The following is a 23,485-nucleotide window of genomic DNA, read 5'->3' as shown; positions in this document are numbered from 1 at the left end:
TTCGTTCCGCGCGGTTAGCCGCGCCACGCTGCTCAAGCCGCCGCGGCAACACCCTTGAAGTCTATAGAGCGGACCAGCGTGCCGAGCTCCGGTTCGTCAACCAGCAGCGCGGCATCTTCCGGCGACAGCCATGCGCGGTGTCGTTTGGCGCTTTCCTCCCAGTCCGCCAGCACCTCCTCGACCTTGAGCATGTGAACCGTCACCCGGATCTTGACGAAGCGGGTCTTCAGCCTCTTCCAGTAGTCGTAAGTACCGAGCGGCGTCTTCAGCATCTTGCCGCTGACGCCCGCTTCCTCCCGCGCCTCGATCGCGGCTGTCTTCTTGCCGCTCTTGCCCTTCATGGGCCAGCCCTTGGGAACGATGAAGCGCTTCGTGGTGTTCGACGTGATCAGCAACACCTCGACCTTGCCCTCGGCATCGAGCCGGAACGGAATGGCAGCGACCTGCCGGATCGGCTTTCCCTTCTTGGCTTTCGCAACGATGAGCTTCTGCTTGACCATGCCGTCTTTTGGACCCTACCCTGTCGCCGATGCATTCCGCCAGCTGTCTGCCGGCGCTCTCCAAGCGCTCCGTGACTCCCTGTATCGGAATTGCACTCCAACACAATTGCCACGGATCGGTTGCCGTAATAGCAGAATTTGCTACTTGTTAGACGGCGAAATAATTTGGGAGGAGAACCGCTCATGAAGAAGCACTATCTTGGAACGGCCGCGATGGCCGCAATGCTGCTTTCGGGGACCGCGCTGGCGCGTGCCGAAAGCGTGACGCTCTACTGCAGCGCCGACGAGGTTTGGTGCCAGCAGATCAAGACCAATTTCGAGGCCGAGACCGGCATCACCGTCGACATGACCCGCAAGAGCTCAGGCGAAACCTTCGCCCAGGTCAAGGCGGAAGCCAGCAACCCGAAGGGCGACGTGTGGTGGGGCGGCACCGGTGACCCGCACCTGCAGGCTGCCGAGGAAGGCCTGACCGAGGCCTATGTCTCGCCGATGCGCGACCAGCTGCAGCCCTGGGCGATCCGCCAGGCGGAAGCGGCCGGCGACAAGACCATCGGCGTCTATTCCGGCGCGCTCGGCTTCGGCTACAACAAGGACCTGCTGGCCAAGAACGGCCTGCCCGAGCCGAAATGCTGGGAAGACCTGACCAAGCCCGAGTTCAAGGGTCATGTGCAGATCGCCAACCCGAATTCGTCGGGCACCGCATACACGACGCTGGCGACGATGGTGCAGCTGTTCGGCGAGGACAAGGGCTTCGACTACATGAAGGCCCTGCACAAGAACATCAACCAGTACACCAAGTCGGGCTCTGCTCCGATCAAGGCGGCCGGCCTCGGCGAAACCACCGTCGGCATCGTCTTCATGCACGATGCCGTGGCGCAGACGGCGGCCGGTTTCCCGATCGTCACCGTGGCGCCCTGCGAGGGCACCGGCTACGAGATCGGCTCGATGTCGCTGATCGCGGGTGCGCGGAATCCCGAAGCGGCCAAGAAGTTCTACGACTGGGCGCTGTCGGCAGAGATGCAGTCGCGTGCCAAGGATGCCAACTCCTACCAGCTGCCGTCGAACAAGAATGCGACCGCCTCGCCGCTGTCGCCCGACCTGTCGACGATCAAGCTGATCGACTACGACTTCAAGAAGTACGGCTCGAGCGACGAACGCAAGCGGCTCTTGAAGAAGTGGGACGACGAGGTTTCGACCCTGCCGCAGTAAACCGTGCGGCAGCATAAAGAGGTCCATGGCCTTCATCCGACCGTCACCCTGTGGGTGGCGGTCGGACTGATCGGCTTTGCCGTACTTCCCTGGTACGGCACGGACTCCAATTTCTTCACGCTCTCCTGGCTGCTCGATGGCTACCCGTTCGACGGCGACGTGGCGCCGGCGCTGTTCCTGGCCCTGCAGGGCGAGAAGCCTTGGCTGGCGCCGGTCGGACTGCTGCTGCTTGTGCCGTTCCTGCTCTGGAACCGGCAGAAAAACGACCCGTTCTTCGGTCGCCTGCTGATCGCCGTCGGTGCGATCGGATTTGCCTATCTGATGCTGCAGGGCTTCGCCATCGGCCTGCGCGGCTGGCGTTTCGAATGGCTGACGGCCCTGTTCGGAGAGCTCGGCGACCGCCAGTTCGGCATGGGCTACGGCGCCATGTTGTGCGCCGGCGCCTTCCTCTTCCTGTTTTCCGTCGGCCTCGCCGGCCGCGGCGTGGTCGGCGGCGACGTCTTCGTCGTCAGCACCATCGCCTTCGTCATCACCGTCGTGGCGCTCTTCATCTTCATGCCCATCCTGCAGATGCTGGCCAATGCCATGATCACGCAGGAGGGAACCTATTCGCTCTCCAGCTTCGTCGAGAAGATCTTCAGCGACCGGCTGTGGGGAATCGGCTGTGTCACGCAGAACATCGGCTGCGGCGTCGCCTGGAACTCGCTCTTCCTCGCCATCCTCGTCGGCGTACTCACCACGCTGCTCGGCCTCGTTTTCGCGCTGGTCGTCACGCGCACTGGCTTCCGCTATGGCCGCATCCTGCGCGCGCTGACCGTGCTGCCTATCATAACGCCGCCCTTCGTGATCGGCCTTGCCATCATCCTGCTGTTCGGCCTGTCGGGCGCGGTCACCCAGATGTTCGCCGAACTCTTCGGCGTCCAGGCGACGCGCTGGGTTTACGGCCTGCCCGGCCTCCTGATCGCTCAGCTCCTCGCCTTCACGCCGATTGCCTTCCTGGTGCTGATCGGCGTCGTCGAGGGCATCAGCCCGTCGATGGAGGAGGCCGCCCAGACACTGCGTGCCAGCCGCTGGCAGACCTTCCGCACTGTCTCGCTGCCGCTGATGCGCCCGGGGCTGGCCAACGCCTTCCTGCTCGGCTTCATCGAGAGCATGGCCGACTTCGGCAACCCGCTGGTGCTCGGCGGCAATTTCGACGTTCTCTCGACCGAGATCTTCTTCGCCATCGTCGGCGCCCAGAACGACCAGGCGCAGGCCGCGGTGCTTGCCATCGTGCTCCTGGCCTTCACGCTCGGCGCCTTCTACGCGCAGCGCTTCTGGCTCGGCCAGAAATCCTACACCACCGTCTCGGGCAAGGGTGATTCCGGCGTCCATCCGCTGCTTCCCACCGGCCTGCGATACACCGTCTTCGCCATAGCCGGCTTCTGGGCGCTGTTCACGATCTTCGTCTACGCCACCATCTTCTACGGCAGCTTCGTCAAGCTGTGGGGCGTCGACAACAGCCTGACGCTTGTCCACTACGTGAAGTCCTTCGCCATCGGCTGGACCGAGTTCGGCATCCACTGGAAGGGCGCGGCCTGGAGCTCTTTCTGGACCACAATCACCATCGCGCTCGTCTCGGCGCCGCTCACCGCGGCGATCGGACTCCTGACCGCCTACCTGCTGGTACGCCAGGACTTCGCCGGCAAGGATGCCTTCGAGTTCGGCACGATGCTGTCCTTCGCCATTCCCGGCACGGTGATCGGCGTCTCCTACGTCATCGCCTTCAACGTGCCGCCGATCGAGCTGACGGGTACCGGCGTCATCCTCGTGCTGTCCTTCATCTTCCGCAACATGCCTGTCGGCGTGCGCGCCGGCGTCGCGTCGATGTCGCAGATCGACCGCAGCCTCGACGAATCCTCGCTGACATTGGGCGCCAATTCCTGGCAGACCTTCCGCAAGATCGTGCTGCCGCTTCTGAGGCCCGCCATCCTCGCCGCTCTGGTTTATTCCTTCGTGCGCGCCATGACCGCCATCAGCGCCATCATCTTCCTGGTTTCGGCCCGCTACGACATGTCGACCAGCTACATCATCGGCCGTGTCGAGAACAACGAGTACGGCATCGCCATCGCCTACTCGGCGGTGCTGATCGCCGTCATGCTCGCCGTCATCGGCCTGATGCAGCTCGCCGTCGGCAGCCGAAACATCGGCCGCCGCAGCAGCGGCGACGGCGACCTTTCCCAATCGCGCACCAATGTCAGCCTGCCCGGCCGGCAACCGGCATTTTCAGGAGGCGGCTGATGGCCGAGATCAAGAGCAACGCCGCATCGGTGGAGTTTCGAAACGTCTCGAAGTTCTACGGCAAATCGAAGGTGGCCGCGGTCAACGACGTCTCGCTCAACGTCGAGGCGGGCAAGCTGGTCACCCTGCTCGGTCCGTCAGGCTGCGGCAAGACGACGACGCTTCGCATGATCGCCGGGCTCGAAATGGCAACCAGCGGGCAGATCCTGATCGGCGGCGCCGACGTCACCTCGCTGCCCGCCACCGACCGCGACGTGTCGATGGTGTTCCAGTCCTATGCATTGTTTCCGCATATGAGCGTCATGGAAAACGTGCAATACGGCCTGCGCTTCTCCGGCTTCCCGAAGAAGGAGATCAACGACCGCGCCAATGCCGGGCTGGAGCTCGTCGGCCTGACCGGCTTCGGCGACCGGCTGCCCAGCCAGCTTTCCGGCGGCCAGCAGCAGCGCGTCGCCGTGGCGCGCGCGCTGGTGCTCGAACCGCAGGTGCTGCTGTTCGACGAGCCGCTCTCCAACCTCGATGCCAAGCTGCGCCGCCGCGTGCGCGAGGAAATCCGCGAGATCCAGCAGAAGCTCGGCCTGACAGTCGTCTACGTGACGCACGACCAGGAAGAGGCGCTGGCGGTCTCCGACCGCATCATCGTCATGAACAACGCCGTCATCGCGCAGGACGGCACGCCGCGCGAGCTCTACGACGCGCCGGCCAACGCCTTCGTTGCCGACTTCATCGGCGAGGCCAACATCTTCGACTGCGAGGTCGTTTCCGTGGAAGGCGACTTGGCGGCGGTCCGGCTCGGCCCGGTGACGCTGAACCTGCCGGCGCGGGGCCACTCGGCCGGTGCGGCAAAGCTTGCGGCGCGGCCGAACCGCATCAACATTGCAGAGGCGGGAACGCCCGGCACGCTGCCCGGCACGATCGAGAAGGCCACCTATGTCGGCAGCCATCTCGAATTCATCGTCGGCACGGAGTTCGGCGAGGTTTTTGTCGTCTCGTCGAATGTCGACGCCGGCCCCAAGGCCGGCGAGTTGGTTGGGCTTGCGTTCCCGGAGCGCGGCCCGGTGCTCATCAGCTCCTGAAGGCGGCCTGCGCCAGCGCCTCGACCTTGTCGTAGACGCCCTGGCCGGCAACGATCACCGGCGTTCCCTTGGTCAGCACTTCGGCCGGATGCGGCGCGACATTGCCGCCGGCCTCCTCGATCAGCAGCATGCCGGCCAGGCAGTCCCAGGCGTTCATGTGCTCCTCGACATAGCCGAGCAGGCGTCCGGCGGCGACGTAGGCGAGCATCAGCGCGCCCGAGGCGTTGCGGAAATAGACGCCGCCCTGGCCGAGCAGGTCGGCGATGAGGCCCACGACATTGTTTGCCTCCGCGCGGTTGGAGAAGCCGGTGCCGAGCGAGCCTTCGGTCAGGCTGGTTGCCCCGGTCGCGCGGATCGGCTTGCCGTTGAGATAGGCGCCGCCGCCGCGCCGGCCATAGAAGCTCTCGCCGGTCGACGGCTCGTGGATCACGCCGACATCCGTCTGGCCGTCCCTGAAGCCGGCGATAACCACGCACCACGCCGGAATGCCGCGCACGAAATTCGCCGTGCCGTCGATGGGGTCGAGGACCCAGGAATAGCCCGAGGTACCTGGCGTCGGGGCGTGCTCCTCGCCGACGACGGCGTCGTCCGGATATTTTTCGGCAAGCGCAGAACGGATGAAGGTCTCGACGTCTCGGTCGGCTTCCGAGACCAGGTCCTGGTGGCCCTTGCTCTCGATGGTCAGCGTGTCGAGGCGGCGGAAATACTCCATGCCCAGATCGCCGGCGCGCTTTGCCAGCTCTGCCGCGAACTGCATCCGCGCTTCATTGTCATGTCCCATGGGCATCTGCTCTCGACTGTGGGAGGAATCTGCTGCCGCTGATAGCAGATGCGCCGGGCGCGTTGAAGGGTCGATGCGGCAAGACCGGCCAGGCCGCGGCCGAGGCTTCGTTTCCGGCCACAGGATAGTTTGCCGGTTGTCGAATTTGGGGTGGACATTGAAGGCCGGTGCCCCAAAACTGCAAGCCGTTGCTGCAGCCTTTCGCCGGGTCCGGCTCAGGCTGCACATCCAAAGGGAGGAATTCATGAAAAAACTGCTCGCCGCAGCTGCGATGCTGCTCGCCACCACCATTGTGTCCCAGGCCGAATTCAAGCTGGACAGCCGCTACCAGGACGCCGATGGCGACCTCATCGCCGACATCCCCACCGACGCAAGCCAGCAGGTCGACCCGTCGACGCTGATCTTTGCCTACACGCCGGTCGAGGACCCGGCCGTCTATGCAGAAGTGTGGGACGGCTTCCTCAAGCACATGGAGGAAAAGACCGGCAAGAAGGTGCAGTTCTTCCCCGTCCAGTCGAACGCCGCGCAGATCGAGGCGATGCGCGCCGGCCGCCTGCACATCGCCGGTTTCAACACCGGCTCCAACCCGCTTGCCGTCGCCTGCGCCGGGCTGCGTCCCTTCGCCATGATGGCCTCGGCCGACGATTCCTTCGGCTACGAGATGGAGATCATCACCTATCCGGGCTCGGGCATCGAGAAGGTCGAGGACATCAAGGGCAAGAAGCTCGCCTTCACCTCCGAGACCTCCAACTCCGGCTTCAAGGCGCCGTCGGCGCTGCTGAAGGCAGAGTACAACATGGTCGCCGGCACCGACTTCGAGCCGGTCTTCTCCGGCAAGCACGACAATTCGATCCTGGGCGTCGCCAACAAGGACTATCCGGCGGCCGCTATCGCCAATTCGGTCATGGCGCGCATGCTCGAGCGCGGCGTCGTCAAGCCGGAGCAGATCGTCACGGTCTACAAGTCCGATACCTTCCCGACCACCGGTTACGGCGTTGCCAACAATCTGACTCCGGAACTTCAGGACAAGATCAAGGACGGCTTCTTCTCCTTCCCGTGGGAGGGCTCGAAGCTGCAGGAAGAGTTCTCGAAGTCCGGCGAGGCCAAGTTCATCCCGATCACCTTCAAGGACAACTGGGCGGTCATCCGCCAGATCGACGAGGCCAACGGCGTCGAGTATTCCTGCCAGTAGGCGCGACCCCGCACTTGCGACAGGCCGGGCTCGTCCCGGCCTGAACCTCCGAGGCGAAAGAAGGGGCAACCGTGCTCACAGTCAAGAATCTGGGCAAGACCTACAAGACCGGCGACCGCGCGCTGAACGATGTCAGCTTCACCGTCGAGGCCGGCCAGGTGGTCGGGCTGATCGGCCCCTCCGGCGCCGGCAAGTCGACGCTGATCCGCTGCGTCAACCGGCTGGTCGAGCCGACCGCCGGCAAGATCTTTCTCGGGGACACCGAACTCACCGGCCTGTCCGGCGCCGGCCTGCGCACGGCGCGCCGGCGCATCGGCATGATCTTCCAGGAATACGCGCTGGTCGAACGGCTGACCGTCATGGAGAACGTGCTGTCGGGCCGCCTCGGCTACGTGCCGTTCTGGCGTTCCTTCAGCCGCCGCTTTCCGCAGACCGATGTCGACAAGGCGTTTGCGCTGCTCGCCCGCGTCGGCCTAACCGACCACGCCGACAAGCGCGCCGACGCCCTATCGGGCGGCCAGCGCCAGCGCGTCGGTATCGCGCGCGCATTGGAACAGGATCCCGAACTGCTGCTGATCGACGAGCCGACCGCCAGCCTCGACCCGAAAACGTCGCGCCAGATCATGCGGCTGATCGGAGAGATCTGCACCGAGCGCAACCTGCCCGCGATCATCAACATCCATGACGTGGTGCTGGCCCAGGCCTTCACCCAGCGCATCATCGGCCTGAAGGCCGGCGAAGTCGTGTTCGACGGCACGCCCGACGAACTCACCGACGACGTGCTGACCTCGATCTACGGCGAGGAGGACTGGACGGCGATGCGCCGCAAGGACGGCGACCATCACGATGATACCATCACCGACGAAGAGCGCATGGCGGGTCTCGCCTGATGGCTGCCGAAGCCGTGCGCACCTGGCGGCGTCCGCCGATCCTGATCAAGGACTGGCGCTGGCGCTGGGGCATCTATGCATTCGCCATCATCTACCTCGTGCTCGCCGTCTCCAGCGTCGAGGTCAACTGGGCGCGCGTCTACGAGGGGCTTGAGCGTGGCTGGCGTTTCCTGCAGGGTTTTCTCGTCCCCGACTTCACCTCGCGCTGGCGCGACATCGGTTCGGGCCTCGTCGAAAGCCTGACCATGACCGTCACCTCGACCATCGTCGGCGTGCTCCTGGCCATCCCGGTCGGCATTGGCGCGGCGCGCAACCTCGCGCCGCTCCCGGTCTATCTCGTCTGCCGCTCGATCGTCGCCATCTCGCGCAGCCTGCAGGAGATCATTGTCGCCATCCTGTTCGTCGCGATGTTCGGCTTCGGTCCCTTTGCCGGATTCTTGACGCTGACCTTCGCAACCATCGGCTTCATGGCCAAGCTGCTCGCCGAGGACATCGAGGACATCGACGAGGCCCAGACGGAGGCGGTGCGCGCCACCGGCGCTTCGTGGTGGCAGGTGGTCAACTACGCCGTGCAGCCGCAGGTCATGCCACGCCTGATCGGCTTGGCGCTCTACCGCCTCGACATCAATTTCCGCGAATCCTCGGTCATCGGCATTGTCGGCGCCGGCGGCATCGGTGCCACGCTCAACACATCGATCGACCGCTACGAGTACGATTCCGCAGGCGCCATCCTGCTCATCATCATCGCCATCGTCATGCTGGCCGAATATTCGTCGGGCTTCGTTCGCAAGTGGGTGCAGTGATGCCGGTGGAGCAGGGTACGGTGCCAGTCTGGAGGAAGCGCACGACGGCGGCGCAGTGGACGCTGTGGGGCGGCTGGTTCGCGCTCGCCATCCTGTTCGTCTATTCTTGGCAGGTGATGACGAAGGACACGATCTGGGCCTTCGTCATGGACGCACCCGAGCAGGCTGCCGATCTCGGCAGCCGCATGTTCCCGCCGCGCTGGTCATACATGGAGCGGCTGTGGTGGCCGCTGTGGGACACGCTCAACATCGCCACGCTTGGCACGATGCTGGGCATCCTCATCGCCGTCCCTGTCGCCTTCGCGGCGGCCCGCAACACCACGCCCTCGCTCTATTTCGTGCGGCCGGCGGCACTGTTCATTATCGTTGCCTCGCGCTCCATCAACTCGCTGATCTGGGCGCTGCTGCTGGTGGCCATCATCGGGCCGGGCATTCTCGCCGGCATCGTCGCCATCGGCCTGCGCTCGATCGGCTTCGTCGCAAAACTGCTCTACGAGGCCATCGAGGAGATCGACGAGGGCCAGGTCGAGGCGGTGGCGGCCACCGGCGCCTCGCGTGCGCAGGTGATCGACTACGCCATCGTTCCGCAGGTGCTGCCTGCCTTCTTCGGCATCTCGGTGTTCCGCTGGGACATCAACATCCGCGAATCCACCATTCTCGGCCTGGTCGGCGCAGGCGGCATCGGCCTGCAGCTGCAGGCCTCGCTCAACACGCTGGCATGGCCGCAGGTGACGCTGATCTTCGTCGTCATCCTCGGCACGGTGGTGGTCTCGGAATGGGTCTCGGCCAAGGTGCGCGAAGCGATCACCTGAGGCAGCCGACATGACTCAGTCGGCGTCGACCGACTGCCTGCCGGTCATGCTCTCGACCTCGATGCGGTAGAACAGGTGCTCAGCAGCGTTTGCCGACGGGCCCGGCACCGGCTTCAACCCGCCCGGTTCCCACCAGCTTGCCTGCTTGCCCAGCATCGACCAAGCGTGGTCGCGTTCACGCTTCCAGCCGATTCGGTCTGGCAACTCCTCGAACCGGCCATAGGCCACGACGCTGCGCCATTCGCGCCCGGCTGAATACTGCTCGATGAGCATGCAGACCTTGGGGTTCTGGCGCATCCATTCGATCTTCTGGCCGGGCATGGTGAAGCTGTAGAAGAAGGGAGCAGCATAGGCGAAGTGCACCGGCACTAAGTAAGGCTGGTCCTCACGACTGACGGCAAGCCGCGCGACGCGCGCCTGCGCAATCACTGCCGCGCATTCGGACTTGTTCATTTCCCTGATGATCATTGCGTCCTCCTGCTGCCGGCCACCGGACCAGGTCCGCAGTCTGGCGCGTGAACATGTCGGGCATCATCGCGCAGGCGAACAGCAGGCGCGTTGATCCCGGTCAATCGCCCGGTGCGCCTCTGTCGTTGCGCGTCGTCTCGCCGTCAGGCTGGCACGCTCCCTATGCCATGCGGCGGAAGCCGGAAGAACATCGCGAGCTTGAGGCTGGTCGCAATGCGTTCGGCCCGTTCGATGAAGGCAGTCGCGACATCGGGCGGGCACAGATCATGTGCCGTCTCTCCAAACAGACGGAGCCAGATTGCGAAATCGCTCTCGACGACGGTCGTGAGCTTGACGTGGGCCGGCACCGGGCGGCCTTGGTAGCTGCCATCCTTCAGCATCACCGAGCACCAGAAATCCGTCATCTTCTCCAGATGTGGCTCCCAGTCGCCGGTGATGGCGGCCGCGAATATCGGGCCGAGACGCTCGTCCTGCCTGATGCGTCCGTAGAAGGTGCGGACCAGCCTGCCGATGAAGGCGCGGTCCAGTCCGGCATGCTCGACCGGCTGCTCGGCCGCAGGCGGCGTCGCTTGAGGATTTCTCGTGGGCATTTCTGCAACCTGCATCGTCTGTCGCCGGCAAGGCCGCGTTCACTGCGACAATGCGCAATCGGCCCGCCAGGTCTTTGCGCTGGGGCAAACCGGGCGTCATTTTCCGCCGCGGCTTTCGGCGATGGGTGTCAGTTTTTGCTGAAAAGCGCGCCCAGCATCCCATCGGACGAAGGCTGAGCCATATACTTGTCGATCAGTACCTCGACCTGCGCGTTGCGTGCGCGGGCGCTGTCGGCCCCCATGACAACGATGATGAGGCGGCGCGAGCCCCTGGTGACCGAGGTGACGATGTTGTAGCCCGAGGCGCGAATGTAGCCGGTCTTTATGCCGTCGACGCCGGGTACCCGGCCGAGCAGGTCGTTGTGGCCGCGAATGGTCCGGCCGTTGAAGGTGAACTCGCGCTTCGAGAAGTAATGGAAGTGCTGCGGGAAACGCGAGCGCAAGGCTAGGCCGAGCACCGCCATGTCACGCGCCGTCGTGCGCTGCTCGTCGTCGGGCAGGCCGGACGCGTTCCTGAAGGTGGTGGCCGACATGCCGAGCTGGCGCGCCCGCGCCGTCATCTGCCGGGCGAACTGCTCCTCGCTGCCGCCGCCGAGAAACTCGCCGACCGCCACTGCCGTGTCGTTTCCCGACTTGACGGCAAGCGCCTCGATCGCGGTCTCGACGTCGATCGTCTGCCCGGCCTTGAGCCCGAGGCGGCTCGGCGGCTGGCGTGCCGCATTGGCGGATACCGGGATCTGGCTCGACTTCGTTATGCGGCCCTGGTCGAGCGCCTCAAAGAGCAGGTAGAGCGTCATCATCTTCGTCAGCGAGGCGGGATAGCGCGTCGCCCGCGAATCGATCTGCTGCAGGGTGGCGCCGGTCGAGGCGTCGATGACGAGTTCGGAATAGCGTGAGGCCGGGCCGGGCAGGTTGACCGGTGCCGGCGGCTCCAGCGTGCTCGTGGTCGAACAGCCGGCTACCACCAGCATCAAACACAGGATCGCCGCGCGGCGAAGAAGTGCAAGAGGCGACGGGAAGGTCTGACGGCTCAGGGTATGCTGCTGGATCATGCGGTGCGTTGGGATGACGCCATTTGTCGGTTGCCTGCCCCCGACTAACCCATGACCGTCCCGGTTGCCATTCCCTTTATGCAACAGGTGGGGACAAATCGGCCGCAACGGTCCCAGCCCCGGCTTCTTGAGATCGGGCTTCCGCTGCGGTATGCCGGATACCTGCGAGGGGAGCTCTCATGACCGAAACCAGTTCAATCGGCGGCGCGCAATCGGTGCTGCGCGCCTCGCTCGGCCGCAGCGGCAAATGGGCGGCCGGCCTCGGCGCCGTCGGTGGCTTCATCGCCGACATCTTGCAGCCGCTGGCGCCTTTCGCGGCCTATATCGCGCTGATCGCTGCGGTCGCCGCGATGGTCGTGGCCGTTGCCATCGCCTTCCGCCTCGTTCTGGCGACGCGCGCCCTGCCGGCGCTGGTCTTCGCCACCACCACAGCGGCGATCGCCGGCGGCGTCTTTGCGCTGCAGCAGGCCGATGACGCCGAGGACGGCGTGCTCGCCTCTCTGGTGCCGGCAATTGCCGGGCTGCAGCAGTCGATGGGCATCGTATCGGCCCGTGTCGAAGCGATCCAGGAGACCGTTACCGAGACGCAGAAGACGGTCGAGGAAGTGCAGCAGACGACCGAAGAGGTCCAGCAGACCACCCAGCAGGTTCAGCAGACTACCGAAAAGGTCGACAGGACCACGCAGGAAATCGCTGCCGGCCAGCAAAAGAGCCAGGAGCAGGCCGCAGAGCTTCAGGCGACGACCGAAAAGATCGCTGCCTCCGTCGAGGCCATCGCCAGCGGTTTCGCCACCCTGTCGCAGCAGGGCGGCATCATCGCGGACCCCGAGCGTCCCGACCAGTTCTATCACAATGCCCGCGCCTACGAGCAGTCAGGCGACATGCTGAACGCGCGCCGCTCCTACCTCGCCTTTGCCGGTTTCGACGTCGATGCTGTCGATCCCTACACCAGATTTGCCACCCTGCTGCGCGTCCAGGACGGCCGGGCCGGCGCCCGCGAAGTCTTCGGCACGCTCGCCGGCAAGGGCAAGGCGCTGTCGATCCAGCTGGTCCATGCGCTGCAGTTCGACGACGCCCAGCGCATTTCGCGGCTGAACGACTTCATAGCGGCAAACCCCGATTTCGCACCAGCCTACTACCTGCGCTCGCTCGAATTTTCCGAGGACAGGCTCGGCACCCAGTCCCTCGCTGACAAGCGCGCCGAGGCCGAGGCGCTGGAAAAATTCCTGTCCTATGAAGCCGATGGCGGGCTGCTGCCCTTCTTCATCGACCAGACGCAGCTTGCCGAATGGCTGGATTCGTCCCGGCGGCGGCTGGCAGCCCTCGGCAATGTGCTAGACCCGGCGCTGTTTGCGCCGAAGCTGGTGCCGCAACGCTCCAATCAGGGCTGGATGGTGACGATCACCCTGCCGGAATCCGCCTCCAGCATCTCATGGCGCCTCGGGAACGAGGGACCGTTCACCGAGACCGGCTTTCTGGCCTACAACGACCAGACCACCGGCAAGCCGATGCCCAATCCCAGCTTCGTCGTGCCCAATGACACCCCGGCCGGAACCGTGTCGCTGAAATACACCGACGTCCGGGGCCAGGAGAACGGTCCGTTCGACATCCGCTTCGATCCCGACGCCGCACTTGCGGAGGGCAACAAGCAGGTGCTCGACCAGTTCTGGACCTCGTGGATCGCCTTTGACGCCAGCGGCAATACCGGCCTCGTCTACTTCACGCAGATGGTCTCCTACCGCTGCGGCATCAAGGAAGTACGCTACAGCCTCAATGGCGACGCACTCGACAAGGCGCTCGACCTGCCGCCCTGCGACGCCGAGGAGCCCTACGCGATTCCCAATGATTACATGCCCTATTTCAAGGTTGGCAAAGACGTCATCTCGATGTCGGTGCAGGTAACCTATTCCGACGGAACACAATCGCCGGTGCGCCAGTTCAGGCGATAGCAAGTGCGGTGACTTCTGCTCTCCGACGGCCTGATTAATTGATCCGCAAGCATTGTTTACTAGCGTTTACGCCGAGAGACAGCGCCGATGCGCGACAGGTGGGCAATGCGGCAGGCCAAAAGGGCCAGTTCAGATCCGGGGAACGAACTCCAGCAGCTGGCGTCGGCAATCGGCCATCTCGGCGGCTTCGTGGAAGGCCTGCGCGAGCGGGTGCGCCTGCTCGAAGCGGTGCTGGAGAATTTTCCGGGCGGCATCTGTGTCTTCGACGCCGATCTGGACATGGTGCTGTGCAACTGGCGCCTGCGCCAGATGCTCGACTATCCCGACACGCTGTTCTCCGCCGGCTATCCGTCGATGGAGGAGCTGTTCCGCTTCAATGCCCGCCGCGGGGAATACGGACCCGGCGACCCGGAGGAACAGGTATCGCAACGCATGCGCCGGGCGCGCCAGCGCAAGGCGCATGTCTTCGAGCGCACCCGTCCGAACGGCACCGTCGTCGAGGTCCGTGGCTCTCCCGTCTCCGGCGGCGGTTTCGTCACCACCTATTTCGACGTCACGGAGCAGCGGCGCGCGCAGTCGATGATCGCCCACATGGCCCATCACGACGCGCTGACGAACCTGCCCAACCGGACGTTGTTCACCGACCGACTGCAAACGGCCATCGCGCTCGCCAAGCGCAACGGGCTCATGGCGGTGCACAGCATCGACATCGACGGGTTCAAGACCATCAACGACAGCCTCGGCCAGAGCACGGGCGACAAGCTCCTCATCGCCGCCGCCGAACGCCTTTCGGGCGCGATCCGCGAGAACGACACGCTGGCGCGGCTTGGCGGCGACGAATTCGCGATCGTGCAGACCGGCATCAACGAGATCGCCGACGCGACCGTGCTGGCGCGCCGTGTTCTAAGCCGTTTTGCCCGGCCCTTCGAGATCGACGGACGGGAAATCATCGTCCGCCTGTCCATGGGCATCGCCTTCGCGCCGAAGGACGCCACCAGCAACGACGAAATTCTCGTCAAGGCGGAACAGGCGCTCGAACGCAGCAAGACGGGCGGCGGCGCGATCTTCTCGCTCTACGGCGCGACCGGCAAGTTCTAGGGCCGAGCCTCCCGCGCACTCGACGGCGAAACATTTGAAATCCCGGCCGCGGCACGGCAAGATGGCCGTCCAGGAACCGCCGGGGAGACCATGTCCGAGATCGCTTCGATCGCCGCCGCCATCTTCAAGCGAGCCACCGGGAAGCAGCGCTTCGTCGTTGCCATCGCCGGCCCCCCCGGCTCGGGCAAGTCGACACTCGCGGCCAGCTTGCACGAAGTCCTGCCAGAGGGTCTTTCCGTCGTCGTGCCGATGGACGGCTTCCATTTCGACGACGGGGTGCTCGAGCAGCGTGGACTGCGCCAGCGCAAGGGCGCGCCCGAAACCTTCGACTTCGCAGGCTTCGACAACCTCCTGAAGCGCATCCGCTCGGGCGAACCCGACATAGCCATCCCGGTGTTCGACCGCTCGATGGAACTGTCGCGCGCCGGCGCGGCGGTGATCGCCCCCGAGGTCAAGTTCATCCTGGTCGAAGGAAACTACCTGCTGCTAGACGAAGAGCCGTGGTCGGGGCTCGGCGAGCGCTTCGACTTCTCCATCTTCGTCAACGTGCCGCGCTTCGAGCTTGAGCGGCGCCTGCTTGAACGCTGGCGCGAACATGGCAGGCCCGACGACGAGGCCCGCGCCTGGGTGGCTGGCAACGACATGCCCAATGTCGACCGGGTTCTCGGCTCCCGCCGCGAAGCGGACCTGGTGATATGAGGCCCGGGCCGGCCAGCGTTAACGGAACTGAAAGGAATTCGGGACGTTCTTCCGGAAGGGTCCCGCGTCATTTTGCGGGCCAGGGAGCAAGCAATGGCCGCGAAGCCACGCAAGACAGTCACCAAGCGCACAGTACGTCCTCAGCCGCCAGCTGGCGGCACGCCACCCGCCGAGCGCACCAAGGACGTCAAGAAGACATTCGGCAAGGCAGCGCCGAGGCAGGTGATGTCCGCCACAGCTTCAGGGCAGACCCGTCAGAAGGGCCGTAGGGCGACCGACGACCAGTCGATCGCCGCACGCGCGCTGGCCGGTATCGGCAGCGCCGTTAAGGGTATTACCTCGCTGTTCAGCAAGTCCGATACGCACTCCAAGGAAAAGCGCTAGCCGCTCCGGCGGTTCAGGAACGCGCCGGAATGGTCAGCCCGGCCGCAACGGCTGGCCTCGCCAGCGTGCGCTCGAGCCACGCCTGGACATTCGGGAACGCATCGATACCCACCAGTTCACCCGCCTCGTAGAATTGCAGCAGGCTACGCAGCCAGCCGACATGCGCGATGTCGGCAATGGTGAACTCGTCGCCCATGAACCAGCGCCGCCCGGTCAGCCGTGTTTCCAGCACGCCGAGCAGCCGCCTTGATTCGTCGGCGTAGCGGTTCAGCGGCCGCTTGTCGGCGATTTCCTTGCCGGCAAACTTGTAGAAGAATCCGAGCTGGCCGAACATCGGGCCGATATTTGCCATCTGGAAAAACACCCATTGCACCGTCTCGTAGCGCAGCGCCGGATCGAGCGGCATCAGCTTGCCGGTCTTCTCGGCGAGGTAGAGCAGGATGGCTCCGGACTCGAACAGGCAGATCGGCTCGCCGCCTGGCCCGTCAGGATCGATGATCGCCGGGATCTTGCCGTTCGGGTTGAGCGACAGGAATTCCGGCGTCCAGGTCTCGTTGGCCGAGATGTTGATGGTGTGCGCCTCGTAGGGCAGCCCGATCTCCTCCAGCGCGATCGACACCTTCACGCCGTTCGGCGTCGGGAAGGAATAGAGCTGCAGGCGGTCGGGATATTTGGCCTCCCAGCGGGAGGCGATGGGGAAGGCTGAGAGACCGGTCATGCGAGGCTCCGAAGCGATGCGGGTGGGTTGTCTCCGACGCTGCCGCCGGAAGCCGAAGATGGGCACAGTGCAGCCGGGACGCCAGATAGGCCGGCATCCCGCCCGGTCAAGCCTTCGTGAAGGCCGCCACAGCATTGGTCCCGCCGAAGGCGAAGGCATTGCTGATCGCCGCCCGCACTTCGCGCCGGCGCGCCTCGTTCGGCGTCACGTCAAGGTCGCAGTCTGCGTCCGCCTCTCGGTAGTTGGCGGTCGGCGGCACGATGCTCTCGCGGATCGCCATGATGCAGGCAATGGCCTCGATGGAGCCGGAAGCGCCCATGCAATGGCCGTGCATCGACTTGGTCGACGACACCGAGAGGCGGTCGGCATCGGCGCCGAAGGCGCGCCTGATCGCAGCCGTCTCGATCTGGTCATTGGCCTTTGTGCCCGTGCCGTGGGCATTGATGTAGTCGATGTCGCCGGGCGCCAGGCCGGCATCCTCGAGGCAGGCAAGCATGGCTGCCGTCGGCCCCTCGACCGTGGGCGCCACGATGTCGCCTGCGTCGGCCGACATGCCCACGCCCGCCAGTTCGGCGAGGATGGTCGCGCCACGCGCTGTCGCGTGCTCGAAGGTCTCCAGCACCAGCATGCCGGAACCCTCGCCGATCACCAGCCCGTCGCGGTCGGCCGAGAACGGCCGGCAGGTCTCTCTGGCCAGCGCGCGCAGCGCCTCCCAACCCTTCATCAGCCCATAGACAAGCGGCGCATCGGCACCGCCGGCGATCATCACGTCGGCGCGGCCGAGCCGCAGCTGGTCGGCGGCCGAGGCAAAGGCGTGGTTGGACGAGGCGCAGGCCGAGGTGACGGCAAAGGAGGGCCCGCGCAGGCCGTATTGCATGCTGATCTGGCCGGCAGGTGCGCTCGGCATCGTACGCGGAACCGAGAACACCGAAGCGCGCGGCTTCTTCTCGATGAACAGCGTGCGGTAGTTTTCCTCGACGCATTCGACGCCGAAGGTACCGACGCCGACCACCGTGCCGACACGGCGCGTGTTGGACGCGTCGACCGTCAGCCCGGCATGGCGCAGCGCCTCACCCGCGGCGATCACCGACAGCAGGCTGAACCTGTCCATCGTCATCATCCGCTTGCGGTCGAGGCCATGCTCCGGCAGCGCCTTTATCTCGGCGCCGATGCGGTATTTCAACTCGTGTATCGGCGCGTGCTCGATCTCGCCGATGGCCGAGCGACCGGCGCGCATCGCGGCCCAGATGTCAGGTGCGGAATTGCCGAGCGCGCAGATGCCGCCAATGCCGGTGACGGCAATACGCTGTCTTGTCACGTCAGGCGTTTTTCTTGGCGATCAGGTCGCGCACGGCCTCAACCATGTCACCGACATTCGACAGGTTGCTCCACGCCTCAACAGTATTCATCTCGATCTCGATGTCGTAGGCCTCTTCGAGATCGAAAATGATCTCGGTCAGCTCGAGCGAATGAATTCCGAGTGCGGTCAGCTCCGTATCCAGGCCAATCTCGCCACCGTCCGGCTCGGCGTGAGCCATGATCTTGGCGATGATGTCGTCTGCAAGCTGATCAGCCATTGCGTCCTTCCAAAATAGTGCGTTGCCCCCCTATGGCTAACGCAGATTCCCCTGATCTTCCGTCCTGCGGCATGGCCGTCGGGATGACGCTGGATCTTTGGGCAACTGCCCGGAAGCTGTCTTCTATAGGAAGCGAAACGTCGTGAGGCAACAACGGAAGTGCTCGACAAAGCGTTCCGGGTGCCCGACCATATGGCAGGAAAAATGAAGAGATGCTGATGGATACCGGCGATATGCTCGAGCTCGCGGCGCAACGCGTCGCGGCGCGCGGCAGGCTTGTCGTCCGGCGCGTTGCCGGGCGCACCCGGCTTGCCCGGCTGCACCAGGACGGTGCCGCGAAGATCCGCATGCCGGCCACTGTCGCTGACCCACTGGAAGCAGTGCTCATCAACACGGCCGGGGGGCTGACGGGCGGCGACCGTGTCGCCTGGCAGGTCGAAGCCGAGACCGGCGCCTCGGTCACCGTCACGACGCAGGCCTGCGAAAGGCTCTATCGCACCGGTTCGGGCCGCGCAGAAGTCGATGTCCGGCTGATCGCGGGCCCGGGCGCGCGACTCGCCTGGCTGCCGCAGGAAACCATCGTCTTCGACCGTTCCGCATTTGCCCGCAGGCTCGAGGCCGATCTCGCCGAGGGCGCCGAGGCGCTGATCCTTGAGGCCACCGTGTTCGGCCGGCTCGCCATGGGCGAGGCCGTGCGGCAAGCCGACTTTCACGACCGCTGGCGCATCCGGCAGAACGGCAGGTTGATCCATGCCGAGGATTTCGCCATCGGTCCCGACACCGCCGCGACGCTCGGCCTCGGCGCCGTCACCCGCGGCGGGATCGCCGTTGCGACGCTGCTCGTCGTCGCGCAGGACGCGGAGGAGCGCCTCGCCGCGGTGCGTGACATCGTCGGCGAGGACGGCGGCGCCAGCGCCTGGAGCGTGGCCGGAACTGGCAAGCTTCTTGCGAGGCTCGTTGCCGGGGACAGCTACCGGCTGCGCCAGCGGCTGGTGCCGCTGATCGGCCTGCTCAACGGACAGGCAGGCCTGCCCAAGGTTTGGTCAATCTAGGAGTTTTCGGCAGCATGAACCTGACGCCCCGGGAAAAGGACAAGCTGCTGGTCGCCATGGCCGCAATCGTGGCGCGCAAGCGGCTGGAGCGCGGCGTGAGGCTCAACCACCCGGAAGCCATCGCGCTGATCACCGATTTCGTCGTCGAGGGCGCGCGCGACGGACGCACGGTTGCCGATCTCATGGAAGCCGGTGCCCATGTGATCACCCGCGATCAGGTCATGGAGGGCATCGCCGAGATGATCCACGACGTGCAGGTCGAGGCGACCTTTCCCGACGGCACCAAGCTCGTCACCGTGCACGAACCGATCCGCTAGGAGGCTCTCCATTGCTCGACCTCAGGCCAAATTGCGAATGCTGCGACAAGGACCTTGCGCCAGCCGCGACCGATGCCATGATCTGCACCTATGAATGCACCTTCTGCGCCGATTGCGTCGAAGCCGTGCTCGGCGGCGTCTGCCCCAATTGCGGTGGCAATTTCTCGCCGCGCCCTATCCGTCCAGCGGCCATGCTGGCAAAACACCCCGCCTCGACGGAGCGCGTGCTCAAGGCAGAGGGATGTTCGCCGCCTGCACGAGCTGCCTGAGGCCGATTTCACTGCCTGAATGAACAGGAATCCATCCATGACCAGACGTCTCGCCTTCGCCGCCATCGCCTCGCTTGCCGCCGCGTCGCCGGCCTTCGCGCATCCGGGTGCCCTCGACCGTGGCTCGCTCGCGGCGGGAATGGCGCACCCATTCCTCGGCCTCGACCATGTGCTGGCGATGCTGGCCGTCGGCCTGTGGGCCTCGCTCCTCGGCGCGCAGGGCGAGAAGCGCGTCGTCTGGCTGGTGCCGGCAGCCTTCGTCGGCGCCATGGCAGTCGGCTTCGTGCTGGCGCTCTCAGGCTTGGCGCTCCCCTTCGTCGAGCCGACCATCCTCGCCTCGGTGGTGGTGCTCGGTCTGCTTGCAGCGGCCGCCTACACGGTGCCGGTCGGCGCCGGCATGGCGCTGGTCGCTTCCTTTGCACTGTTCCACGGCTACGCGCATGGGGGTGAGCTAGGCGGAGCGAACGTACTCGTCTTCGGCCTCGGTTTCGCCGTTTCCACGGCGCTGCTTCACCTGGCGGGCATTGGCCTCGGCCGCCTGCTTGGCAGCTCCACGGGCCGCATCCTGATCCGTTTCATGGGTGGCGCGACCGCCGTCGCCGGTCTCGTGATGGCGATGGGAGCCTGACCATGATCCCCGGCGAAGTCATCACCGCCCCCGGCTCGATCGAACTCAACAAGGGCGCCGCCACGGTGACCCTTCGCGTCGCGAACACAGGAGACCGACCGATCCAGGTCGGCAGCCACTACCACTTCTTCGAAACCAACGAGGGGCTGCGCTTCGACCGCGACAGGGCGCGCGGCATGCGGCTCGATATCGCGGCGGGAACCGCCGTCCGGTTCGAGCCCGGCCAGGAGCGCGATGTCACGCTGGTGCCGGTCGGCGGCAAGCGCGAAATCTACGGCTTTCGCCAGCAGGTCATGGGCAAGCTGTGAGCAGGAAGGCGCCGGCAGGTGTGTCGGTATCGGGCCGTTCAGGCTCAGCTCGGCGGCTTGGTCGCCGCATAGATCGTCACCTTGCTGTCATCGCTGAACGCCACTGCGATGATGTCGCGCATCAGCACGTTGCGCGAATCCACAGCGTGAAACAGCATGGCGTTGCCCTCGAGTTCCTTGCGCAGCTCGGCGATCTCGTCCTGGTGTGCGGCGATGCTTGCCTCGATCTGGGGCGGCGGACCGCCCTCGGCTTGTGCGGCATCGCTCAGGAAGACGATGTCGACCGTGTCGAGCGTCGTCACCTTGCGCACCCTGCCCGTCGTTTCGACAGTCTTGTCGATCGCCGAGAGCACATCGTTGATGGCGGCAATCGAACGCGTCTCCTGTTCGTCGACCTCGGATCCGACGATCGTATCGATCGCCTGGTCGCTGTCGAGGCCCTGCGCCTGCGCAATTGGCGCCGCGGCCAGCATGGTCAGCGCGGCAAGCGAGACGGCGCGGAATGTTCGTGCGGAATGCATGGCGTTCTCCCTCATTCTGCGACGCAACGCAGGGTGTGTGGCCCGGTTCCATCATTTCGCCCCGCCGCCATCGTGCCCGGCGATTGCGGCGAAAATGGACTTTCGAGCACGGCACGCCTGCTTCGGGGAGCCCTCGGCACGCGCCCGGCATGGAGCCGGCCATGAGAATGCTTCTCACCCTCGCCCTTCTCTGCACAGCCGCTTCGCCTCTGGCCGCTGAAGAGAAACTGGACTGCGAGAACGTGATGGCGCAGCAGGACATGACGATCTGCGCCAGCCGCGACTACGATGCTGCCGATGCCGAACTCAACGCCGTCTGGAAAGAGGCGCGCGCTGCCGCAAAGGCTGAGGACGCAGAGTATCAAGAGGGCCTGAAGGGTGCCGAGAAGGCTCTTCTCGCCGAACAGCGCGGCTGGATCGCCTATCGCGACGGCCATTGCGAACTGGCAGGTTTCGAGGCGCGCGGCGGCTCCATGGAGCCGATGCTGGTTGCGATGTGCCTCGCCGAAACCACGCGCCTGCGCACCCAGGAACTCATGCGATACATCGACGGACCCCAATAGCAGCCAACACCCGGAACGGACGAAGCCATGCCCGCACAGATATCCCGCGCCGCCTACGCCCAGATGTTCGGCCCGACCGTCGGCGACAAGGTGCGTCTCGCCGACACCGAACTCTTCATCGAGGTCGAGCAGGATTTTTGCATCCACGGCGAGGAAGTGAAATTCGGCGGCGGCAAGGTGATCCGCGACGGCATGGGCCAGAGCCAGGTGTCCCGCGCGCAGGGCGCTGTCGATACGGTCATCACCAATGCGCTGGTGGTCGATGCCAAGGGGATCTTCAAGGCCGATATCGGGCTGAAGGACGGCCGCATCGCCGCCATCGGCAAGGCCGGCAACCCGGATACCCAGCCCGGTGTCACCATCATCATCGGTCCCGGTACCGAAATCATCGCCTGCGAGGGCAAGATCCTCACCGCCGGCGGCTTCGACGCGCATATCCACTTCATCTGCCCGCAGCAGATCGAGGAAGCGCTGATGTCGGGCATCACCACCATGCTCGGCGGCGGCACCGGCCCGGCCCACGGCACGCTGGCCACCACCTGCACGCCCGGCCCCTGGCACATGGCACGCATGATCCAGTCGTTCGACGCCTTCCCGATGAACATCGGCCTGTCGGCCAAGGGCAACGCCTCCTTGCCGGCGGCGATCGAGGAGATGATCCTGGGCGGCGCCTGCGCGCTCAAACTGCACGAGGACTGGGGCACGACGCCCGCCGCGATCGACTGCTGCCTGACCGTCGCCGACGAGCACGACGTCCAGGTGATGATCCACACCGACACGCTGAACGAGAGCGGGTTCGTGGAAAACACGGTTTCCGCCTTCAAGGGCCGCACAATCCATGCCTTCCACACCGAGGGTGCGGGCGGCGGCCATGCGCCCGACATCATCAAGGTCTGCGGCCTGCCCAACGTCATTCCGTCCTCGACCAACCCGACGCGGCCCTACACGATCAACACTATCGCCGAGCATCTCGACATGCTTATGGTGTGCCATCATTTGTCGCCGTCCATTCCGGAAGACATCGCGTTTGCCGAGAGCCGCATCCGCAAGGAGACCATTGCCGCCGAAGACATCCTTCACGACATCGGCGCCTTCTCCATCATCGCCTCCGATTCGCAGGCCATGGGCCGCGTCGGCGAGGTCGCCATCCGCACCTGGCAGACGGCCGACAAGATGAAGCGGCAGCGCGGCAGCCTGCCCGAGGAAACCGGCGACAACGACAACATCCGGGTGCGCCGCTACATCGCCAAATACACCATCAACCCGGCCATCGCGCACGGCCTGTCGAAGGAGATCGGCTCGGTCGAGGTCGGCAAGCGCGCCGACCTGGTGCTGTGGAATCCGGCCTTCTTCGGCGTGAAGCCCGACATGATCCTCGTCGGCGGCTCGATCGCCGCCGCCCCGATGGGCGACCCGAACGCCTCGATCCCGACGCCGCAGCCGGTGCACTACCGGCCGATGTTCGGCGCCTACGGCAAGGCGATCACCAACTCCTCCGTCACCTTCGTGTCGAAGGCCGCTCTCGATGACGGACTGCGCTCAAAAATCGGCGTCGACAAGCAGATGGTGGCGGTCGAGAACACGCGCGGCGGGATCGGCAAGCACTCGATGGTGCTGAACGACGCGACGCCCCATATCGAGGTTGACCCCGAAACCTACGAGGTGCGGGCCGACGGCGAGCTTCTGACCTGTCAGCCGGCCACCGTGCTGCCGATGGCGCAGCGGTATTTTCTGTTCTAGGTGTCGGGA

The 23,485-nt window shown here is 65.2% G+C and carries 27 protein-coding genes; 18 read left to right on the top strand and 9 right to left on the bottom strand.

The window, feature by feature from the left end:
• Window positions 1-32: 32 nt before the first annotated feature.
• Window positions 33-500 carry an NUDIX hydrolase gene (locus tag ACT2BZ_RS09850; RefSeq protein ID WP_457940774.1) on the bottom strand — a complete coding sequence of 156 codons (468 nt, stop codon included), beginning with the start codon at window positions 498-500 and terminating at the stop codon, window positions 33-35.
• Between the two features lie 183 nt (window positions 501-683).
• Here ACT2BZ_RS09850 and ACT2BZ_RS09845 point away from each other — a divergent pair, with 183 nt between their 5' ends.
• The 3 genes from ACT2BZ_RS09845 to ACT2BZ_RS09835 are packed head-to-tail and all read left to right on the top strand — an operon-like array spanning window position 684 to window position 5,065.
• The gene (locus ACT2BZ_RS09845; RefSeq protein ID WP_457940773.1) at window positions 684-1,709 is read left to right on the top strand and encodes an ABC transporter substrate-binding protein; all 1,026 of its coding nucleotides are present in this window, start codon (window positions 684-686) and stop codon (window positions 1,707-1,709) included.
• 3 nt (window positions 1,710-1,712) lie between these two features.
• On the top strand, window positions 1,713-3,989 hold the full coding sequence (locus tag ACT2BZ_RS09840) for an ABC transporter permease (RefSeq protein WP_457940772.1): 2,277 nt from the start codon (window positions 1,713-1,715) through the stop codon (window positions 3,987-3,989).
• On the top strand, window positions 3,989-5,065 hold the full coding sequence (locus ACT2BZ_RS09835; protein WP_457940771.1) for an ABC transporter ATP-binding protein: 1,077 nt from the start codon (window positions 3,989-3,991) through the stop codon (window positions 5,063-5,065). Before ACT2BZ_RS09840 ends, ACT2BZ_RS09835 begins: the two co-directional genes overlap by 1 nt.
• Here ACT2BZ_RS09835 and ACT2BZ_RS09830 read toward each other — a convergent pair.
• Window positions 5,055-5,846, bottom strand: a complete 792-nt coding sequence (locus tag ACT2BZ_RS09830; RefSeq protein ID WP_457940770.1) for an inositol monophosphatase family protein — start codon at window positions 5,844-5,846, stop codon at window positions 5,055-5,057. The genes ACT2BZ_RS09835 and ACT2BZ_RS09830 overlap by 11 nt on opposite strands.
• A 244-nt stretch (window positions 5,847-6,090) precedes the next feature.
• Here ACT2BZ_RS09830 and phnD point away from each other — a divergent pair, with 244 nt between their 5' ends.
• From phnD to phnE (ACT2BZ_RS09810), 4 genes are all read left to right on the top strand, one after another.
• Complete coding sequence (gene phnD, locus ACT2BZ_RS09825; protein ID WP_457940769.1) at window positions 6,091-7,038, top strand: phosphate/phosphite/phosphonate ABC transporter substrate-binding protein; 948 nt, start codon at window positions 6,091-6,093, stop codon at window positions 7,036-7,038.
• Window positions 7,039-7,109: 71 nt separating this feature from the next.
• Complete coding sequence (gene phnC / locus ACT2BZ_RS09820; protein WP_457940768.1) at window positions 7,110-7,928, top strand: phosphonate ABC transporter ATP-binding protein; 819 nt, start codon at window positions 7,110-7,112, stop codon at window positions 7,926-7,928.
• Window positions 7,928-8,731, top strand: a complete 804-nt coding sequence (gene phnE / locus ACT2BZ_RS09815) for a phosphonate ABC transporter, permease protein PhnE (protein ID WP_457940766.1) — start codon at window positions 7,928-7,930, stop codon at window positions 8,729-8,731. Before phnC ends, phnE (ACT2BZ_RS09815) begins: the two co-directional genes overlap by 1 nt.
• Complete coding sequence (gene phnE / locus ACT2BZ_RS09810; RefSeq protein ID WP_457941265.1) at window positions 8,731-9,543, top strand: phosphonate ABC transporter, permease protein PhnE; 813 nt, start codon at window positions 8,731-8,733, stop codon at window positions 9,541-9,543. Before phnE (ACT2BZ_RS09815) ends, phnE (ACT2BZ_RS09810) begins: the two co-directional genes overlap by 1 nt.
• A gap of 15 nt (window positions 9,544-9,558) precedes the next feature.
• Here phnE (ACT2BZ_RS09810) and ACT2BZ_RS09805 read toward each other — a convergent pair whose 3' ends face one another.
• From ACT2BZ_RS09805 to ACT2BZ_RS09795, 3 genes are all read right to left on the bottom strand, one after another.
• Window positions 9,559-10,011 carry a pyridoxamine 5'-phosphate oxidase family protein gene (locus tag ACT2BZ_RS09805; RefSeq protein ID WP_457940765.1) on the bottom strand — a complete coding sequence of 151 codons (453 nt, stop codon included), beginning with the start codon at window positions 10,009-10,011 and terminating at the stop codon, window positions 9,559-9,561.
• A 143-nt stretch (window positions 10,012-10,154) separates the two neighbouring features.
• Window positions 10,155-10,601: a group III truncated hemoglobin gene (locus tag ACT2BZ_RS09800; RefSeq protein ID WP_457940763.1), complete on the bottom strand. Its 447-nt coding sequence runs from the start codon at window positions 10,599-10,601 to the stop codon at window positions 10,155-10,157.
• A 128-nt stretch (window positions 10,602-10,729) separates the two neighbouring features.
• Window positions 10,730-11,572 (bottom strand): D-alanyl-D-alanine carboxypeptidase family protein, encoded by an 843-nt coding sequence (locus ACT2BZ_RS09795; protein WP_457940762.1) that lies wholly within the window; start codon window positions 11,570-11,572, stop codon window positions 10,730-10,732.
• A gap of 260 nt (window positions 11,573-11,832) precedes the next feature.
• Here ACT2BZ_RS09795 and ACT2BZ_RS09790 point away from each other — a divergent pair, with 260 nt between their 5' ends.
• From ACT2BZ_RS09790 to ACT2BZ_RS09775, 4 genes are all read left to right on the top strand, one after another.
• Window positions 11,833-13,602, top strand: a complete 1,770-nt coding sequence (locus ACT2BZ_RS09790) for a methyl-accepting chemotaxis protein (RefSeq protein WP_457940761.1) — start codon at window positions 11,833-11,835, stop codon at window positions 13,600-13,602.
• 105 nt (window positions 13,603-13,707) lie between these two features.
• Window positions 13,708-14,700, top strand: a complete 993-nt coding sequence (locus ACT2BZ_RS09785; protein ID WP_457940759.1) for a diguanylate cyclase domain-containing protein — start codon at window positions 13,708-13,710, stop codon at window positions 14,698-14,700.
• Between the two features lie 90 nt (window positions 14,701-14,790).
• Window positions 14,791-15,399 (top strand): nucleoside triphosphate hydrolase, encoded by a 609-nt coding sequence (locus ACT2BZ_RS09780; RefSeq protein WP_457940757.1) that lies wholly within the window; start codon window positions 14,791-14,793, stop codon window positions 15,397-15,399.
• A 93-nt stretch (window positions 15,400-15,492) separates the two neighbouring features.
• Window positions 15,493-15,783 (top strand): hypothetical protein, encoded by a 291-nt coding sequence (locus tag ACT2BZ_RS09775; protein ID WP_457940755.1) that lies wholly within the window; start codon window positions 15,493-15,495, stop codon window positions 15,781-15,783.
• Window positions 15,784-15,796: 13 nt separating this feature from the next.
• Here the strand turns inward: ACT2BZ_RS09775 and ACT2BZ_RS09770 are convergent, their stop codons facing one another.
• The 3 genes from ACT2BZ_RS09770 to ACT2BZ_RS09760 form a co-directional block, all read right to left on the bottom strand.
• Window positions 15,797-16,501, bottom strand: coding sequence for a glutathione S-transferase family protein (locus tag ACT2BZ_RS09770; protein WP_457940753.1), 705 nt, complete (start codon window positions 16,499-16,501; stop codon window positions 15,797-15,799).
• 106 nt (window positions 16,502-16,607) lie between these two features.
• Entirely contained in the window at window positions 16,608-17,819 is a 1,212-nt protein-coding gene (locus ACT2BZ_RS09765) for a beta-ketoacyl-[acyl-carrier-protein] synthase family protein (protein ID WP_457940752.1), read from the bottom strand.
• Between the two features lies 1 nt (window position 17,820).
• Window positions 17,821-18,078 carry an acyl carrier protein gene (locus ACT2BZ_RS09760; protein ID WP_457940750.1) on the bottom strand — a complete coding sequence of 86 codons (258 nt, stop codon included), beginning with the start codon at window positions 18,076-18,078 and terminating at the stop codon, window positions 17,821-17,823.
• Between the two features lie 212 nt (window positions 18,079-18,290).
• Here ACT2BZ_RS09760 and ACT2BZ_RS09755 point away from each other — a divergent pair, with 212 nt between their 5' ends.
• Genes ACT2BZ_RS09755 through ACT2BZ_RS09735 form a run of 5 tightly spaced genes read left to right on the top strand, consistent with a single transcriptional unit; the run spans window position 18,291 to window position 20,652 of the window.
• Window positions 18,291-19,130 (top strand): urease accessory protein UreD, encoded by an 840-nt coding sequence (locus tag ACT2BZ_RS09755; protein ID WP_457940748.1) that lies wholly within the window; start codon window positions 18,291-18,293, stop codon window positions 19,128-19,130.
• A gap of 14 nt (window positions 19,131-19,144) precedes the next feature.
• Window positions 19,145-19,447 carry an urease subunit gamma gene (locus ACT2BZ_RS09750; protein WP_457940747.1) on the top strand — a complete coding sequence of 101 codons (303 nt, stop codon included), beginning with the start codon at window positions 19,145-19,147 and terminating at the stop codon, window positions 19,445-19,447.
• Window positions 19,448-19,458: 11 nt separating this feature from the next.
• Complete coding sequence (locus ACT2BZ_RS09745; protein WP_457940746.1) at window positions 19,459-19,716, top strand: DUF1272 domain-containing protein; 258 nt, start codon at window positions 19,459-19,461, stop codon at window positions 19,714-19,716.
• Between the two features lie 37 nt (window positions 19,717-19,753).
• Window positions 19,754-20,344 (top strand): HupE/UreJ family protein, encoded by a 591-nt coding sequence (locus ACT2BZ_RS09740; protein WP_457940745.1) that lies wholly within the window; start codon window positions 19,754-19,756, stop codon window positions 20,342-20,344.
• Between the two features lie 2 nt (window positions 20,345-20,346).
• Window positions 20,347-20,652, top strand: coding sequence for an urease subunit beta (locus ACT2BZ_RS09735; protein WP_457940744.1), 306 nt, complete (start codon window positions 20,347-20,349; stop codon window positions 20,650-20,652).
• 44 nt (window positions 20,653-20,696) lie between these two features.
• Here the strand turns inward: ACT2BZ_RS09735 and ACT2BZ_RS09730 are convergent, their stop codons facing one another.
• Window positions 20,697-21,173, bottom strand: a complete 477-nt coding sequence (locus ACT2BZ_RS09730) for a hypothetical protein (RefSeq protein WP_457940743.1) — start codon at window positions 21,171-21,173, stop codon at window positions 20,697-20,699.
• Window positions 21,174-21,334: 161 nt separating this feature from the next.
• On the opposite strand from ACT2BZ_RS09730, the gene ACT2BZ_RS09725 reads away from it, so the two are divergent.
• Window positions 21,335-21,736 (top strand): lysozyme inhibitor LprI family protein, encoded by a 402-nt coding sequence (locus ACT2BZ_RS09725; RefSeq protein ID WP_457940742.1) that lies wholly within the window; start codon window positions 21,335-21,337, stop codon window positions 21,734-21,736.
• Window positions 21,737-21,763: 27 nt separating this feature from the next.
• Window positions 21,764-23,476: an urease subunit alpha gene (gene ureC, locus ACT2BZ_RS09720; protein WP_457940741.1), complete on the top strand. Its 1,713-nt coding sequence runs from the start codon at window positions 21,764-21,766 to the stop codon at window positions 23,474-23,476.
• Window positions 23,477-23,485 lie beyond the last annotated feature (9 nt).

The sequence above is a fragment of the Mesorhizobium sp. 10J20-29 genome, assembly GCF_054130485.1.
Note: the sequence above shows the minus strand (reverse complement) of the source record. Positions and strands in the feature narration are given on the sequence as shown.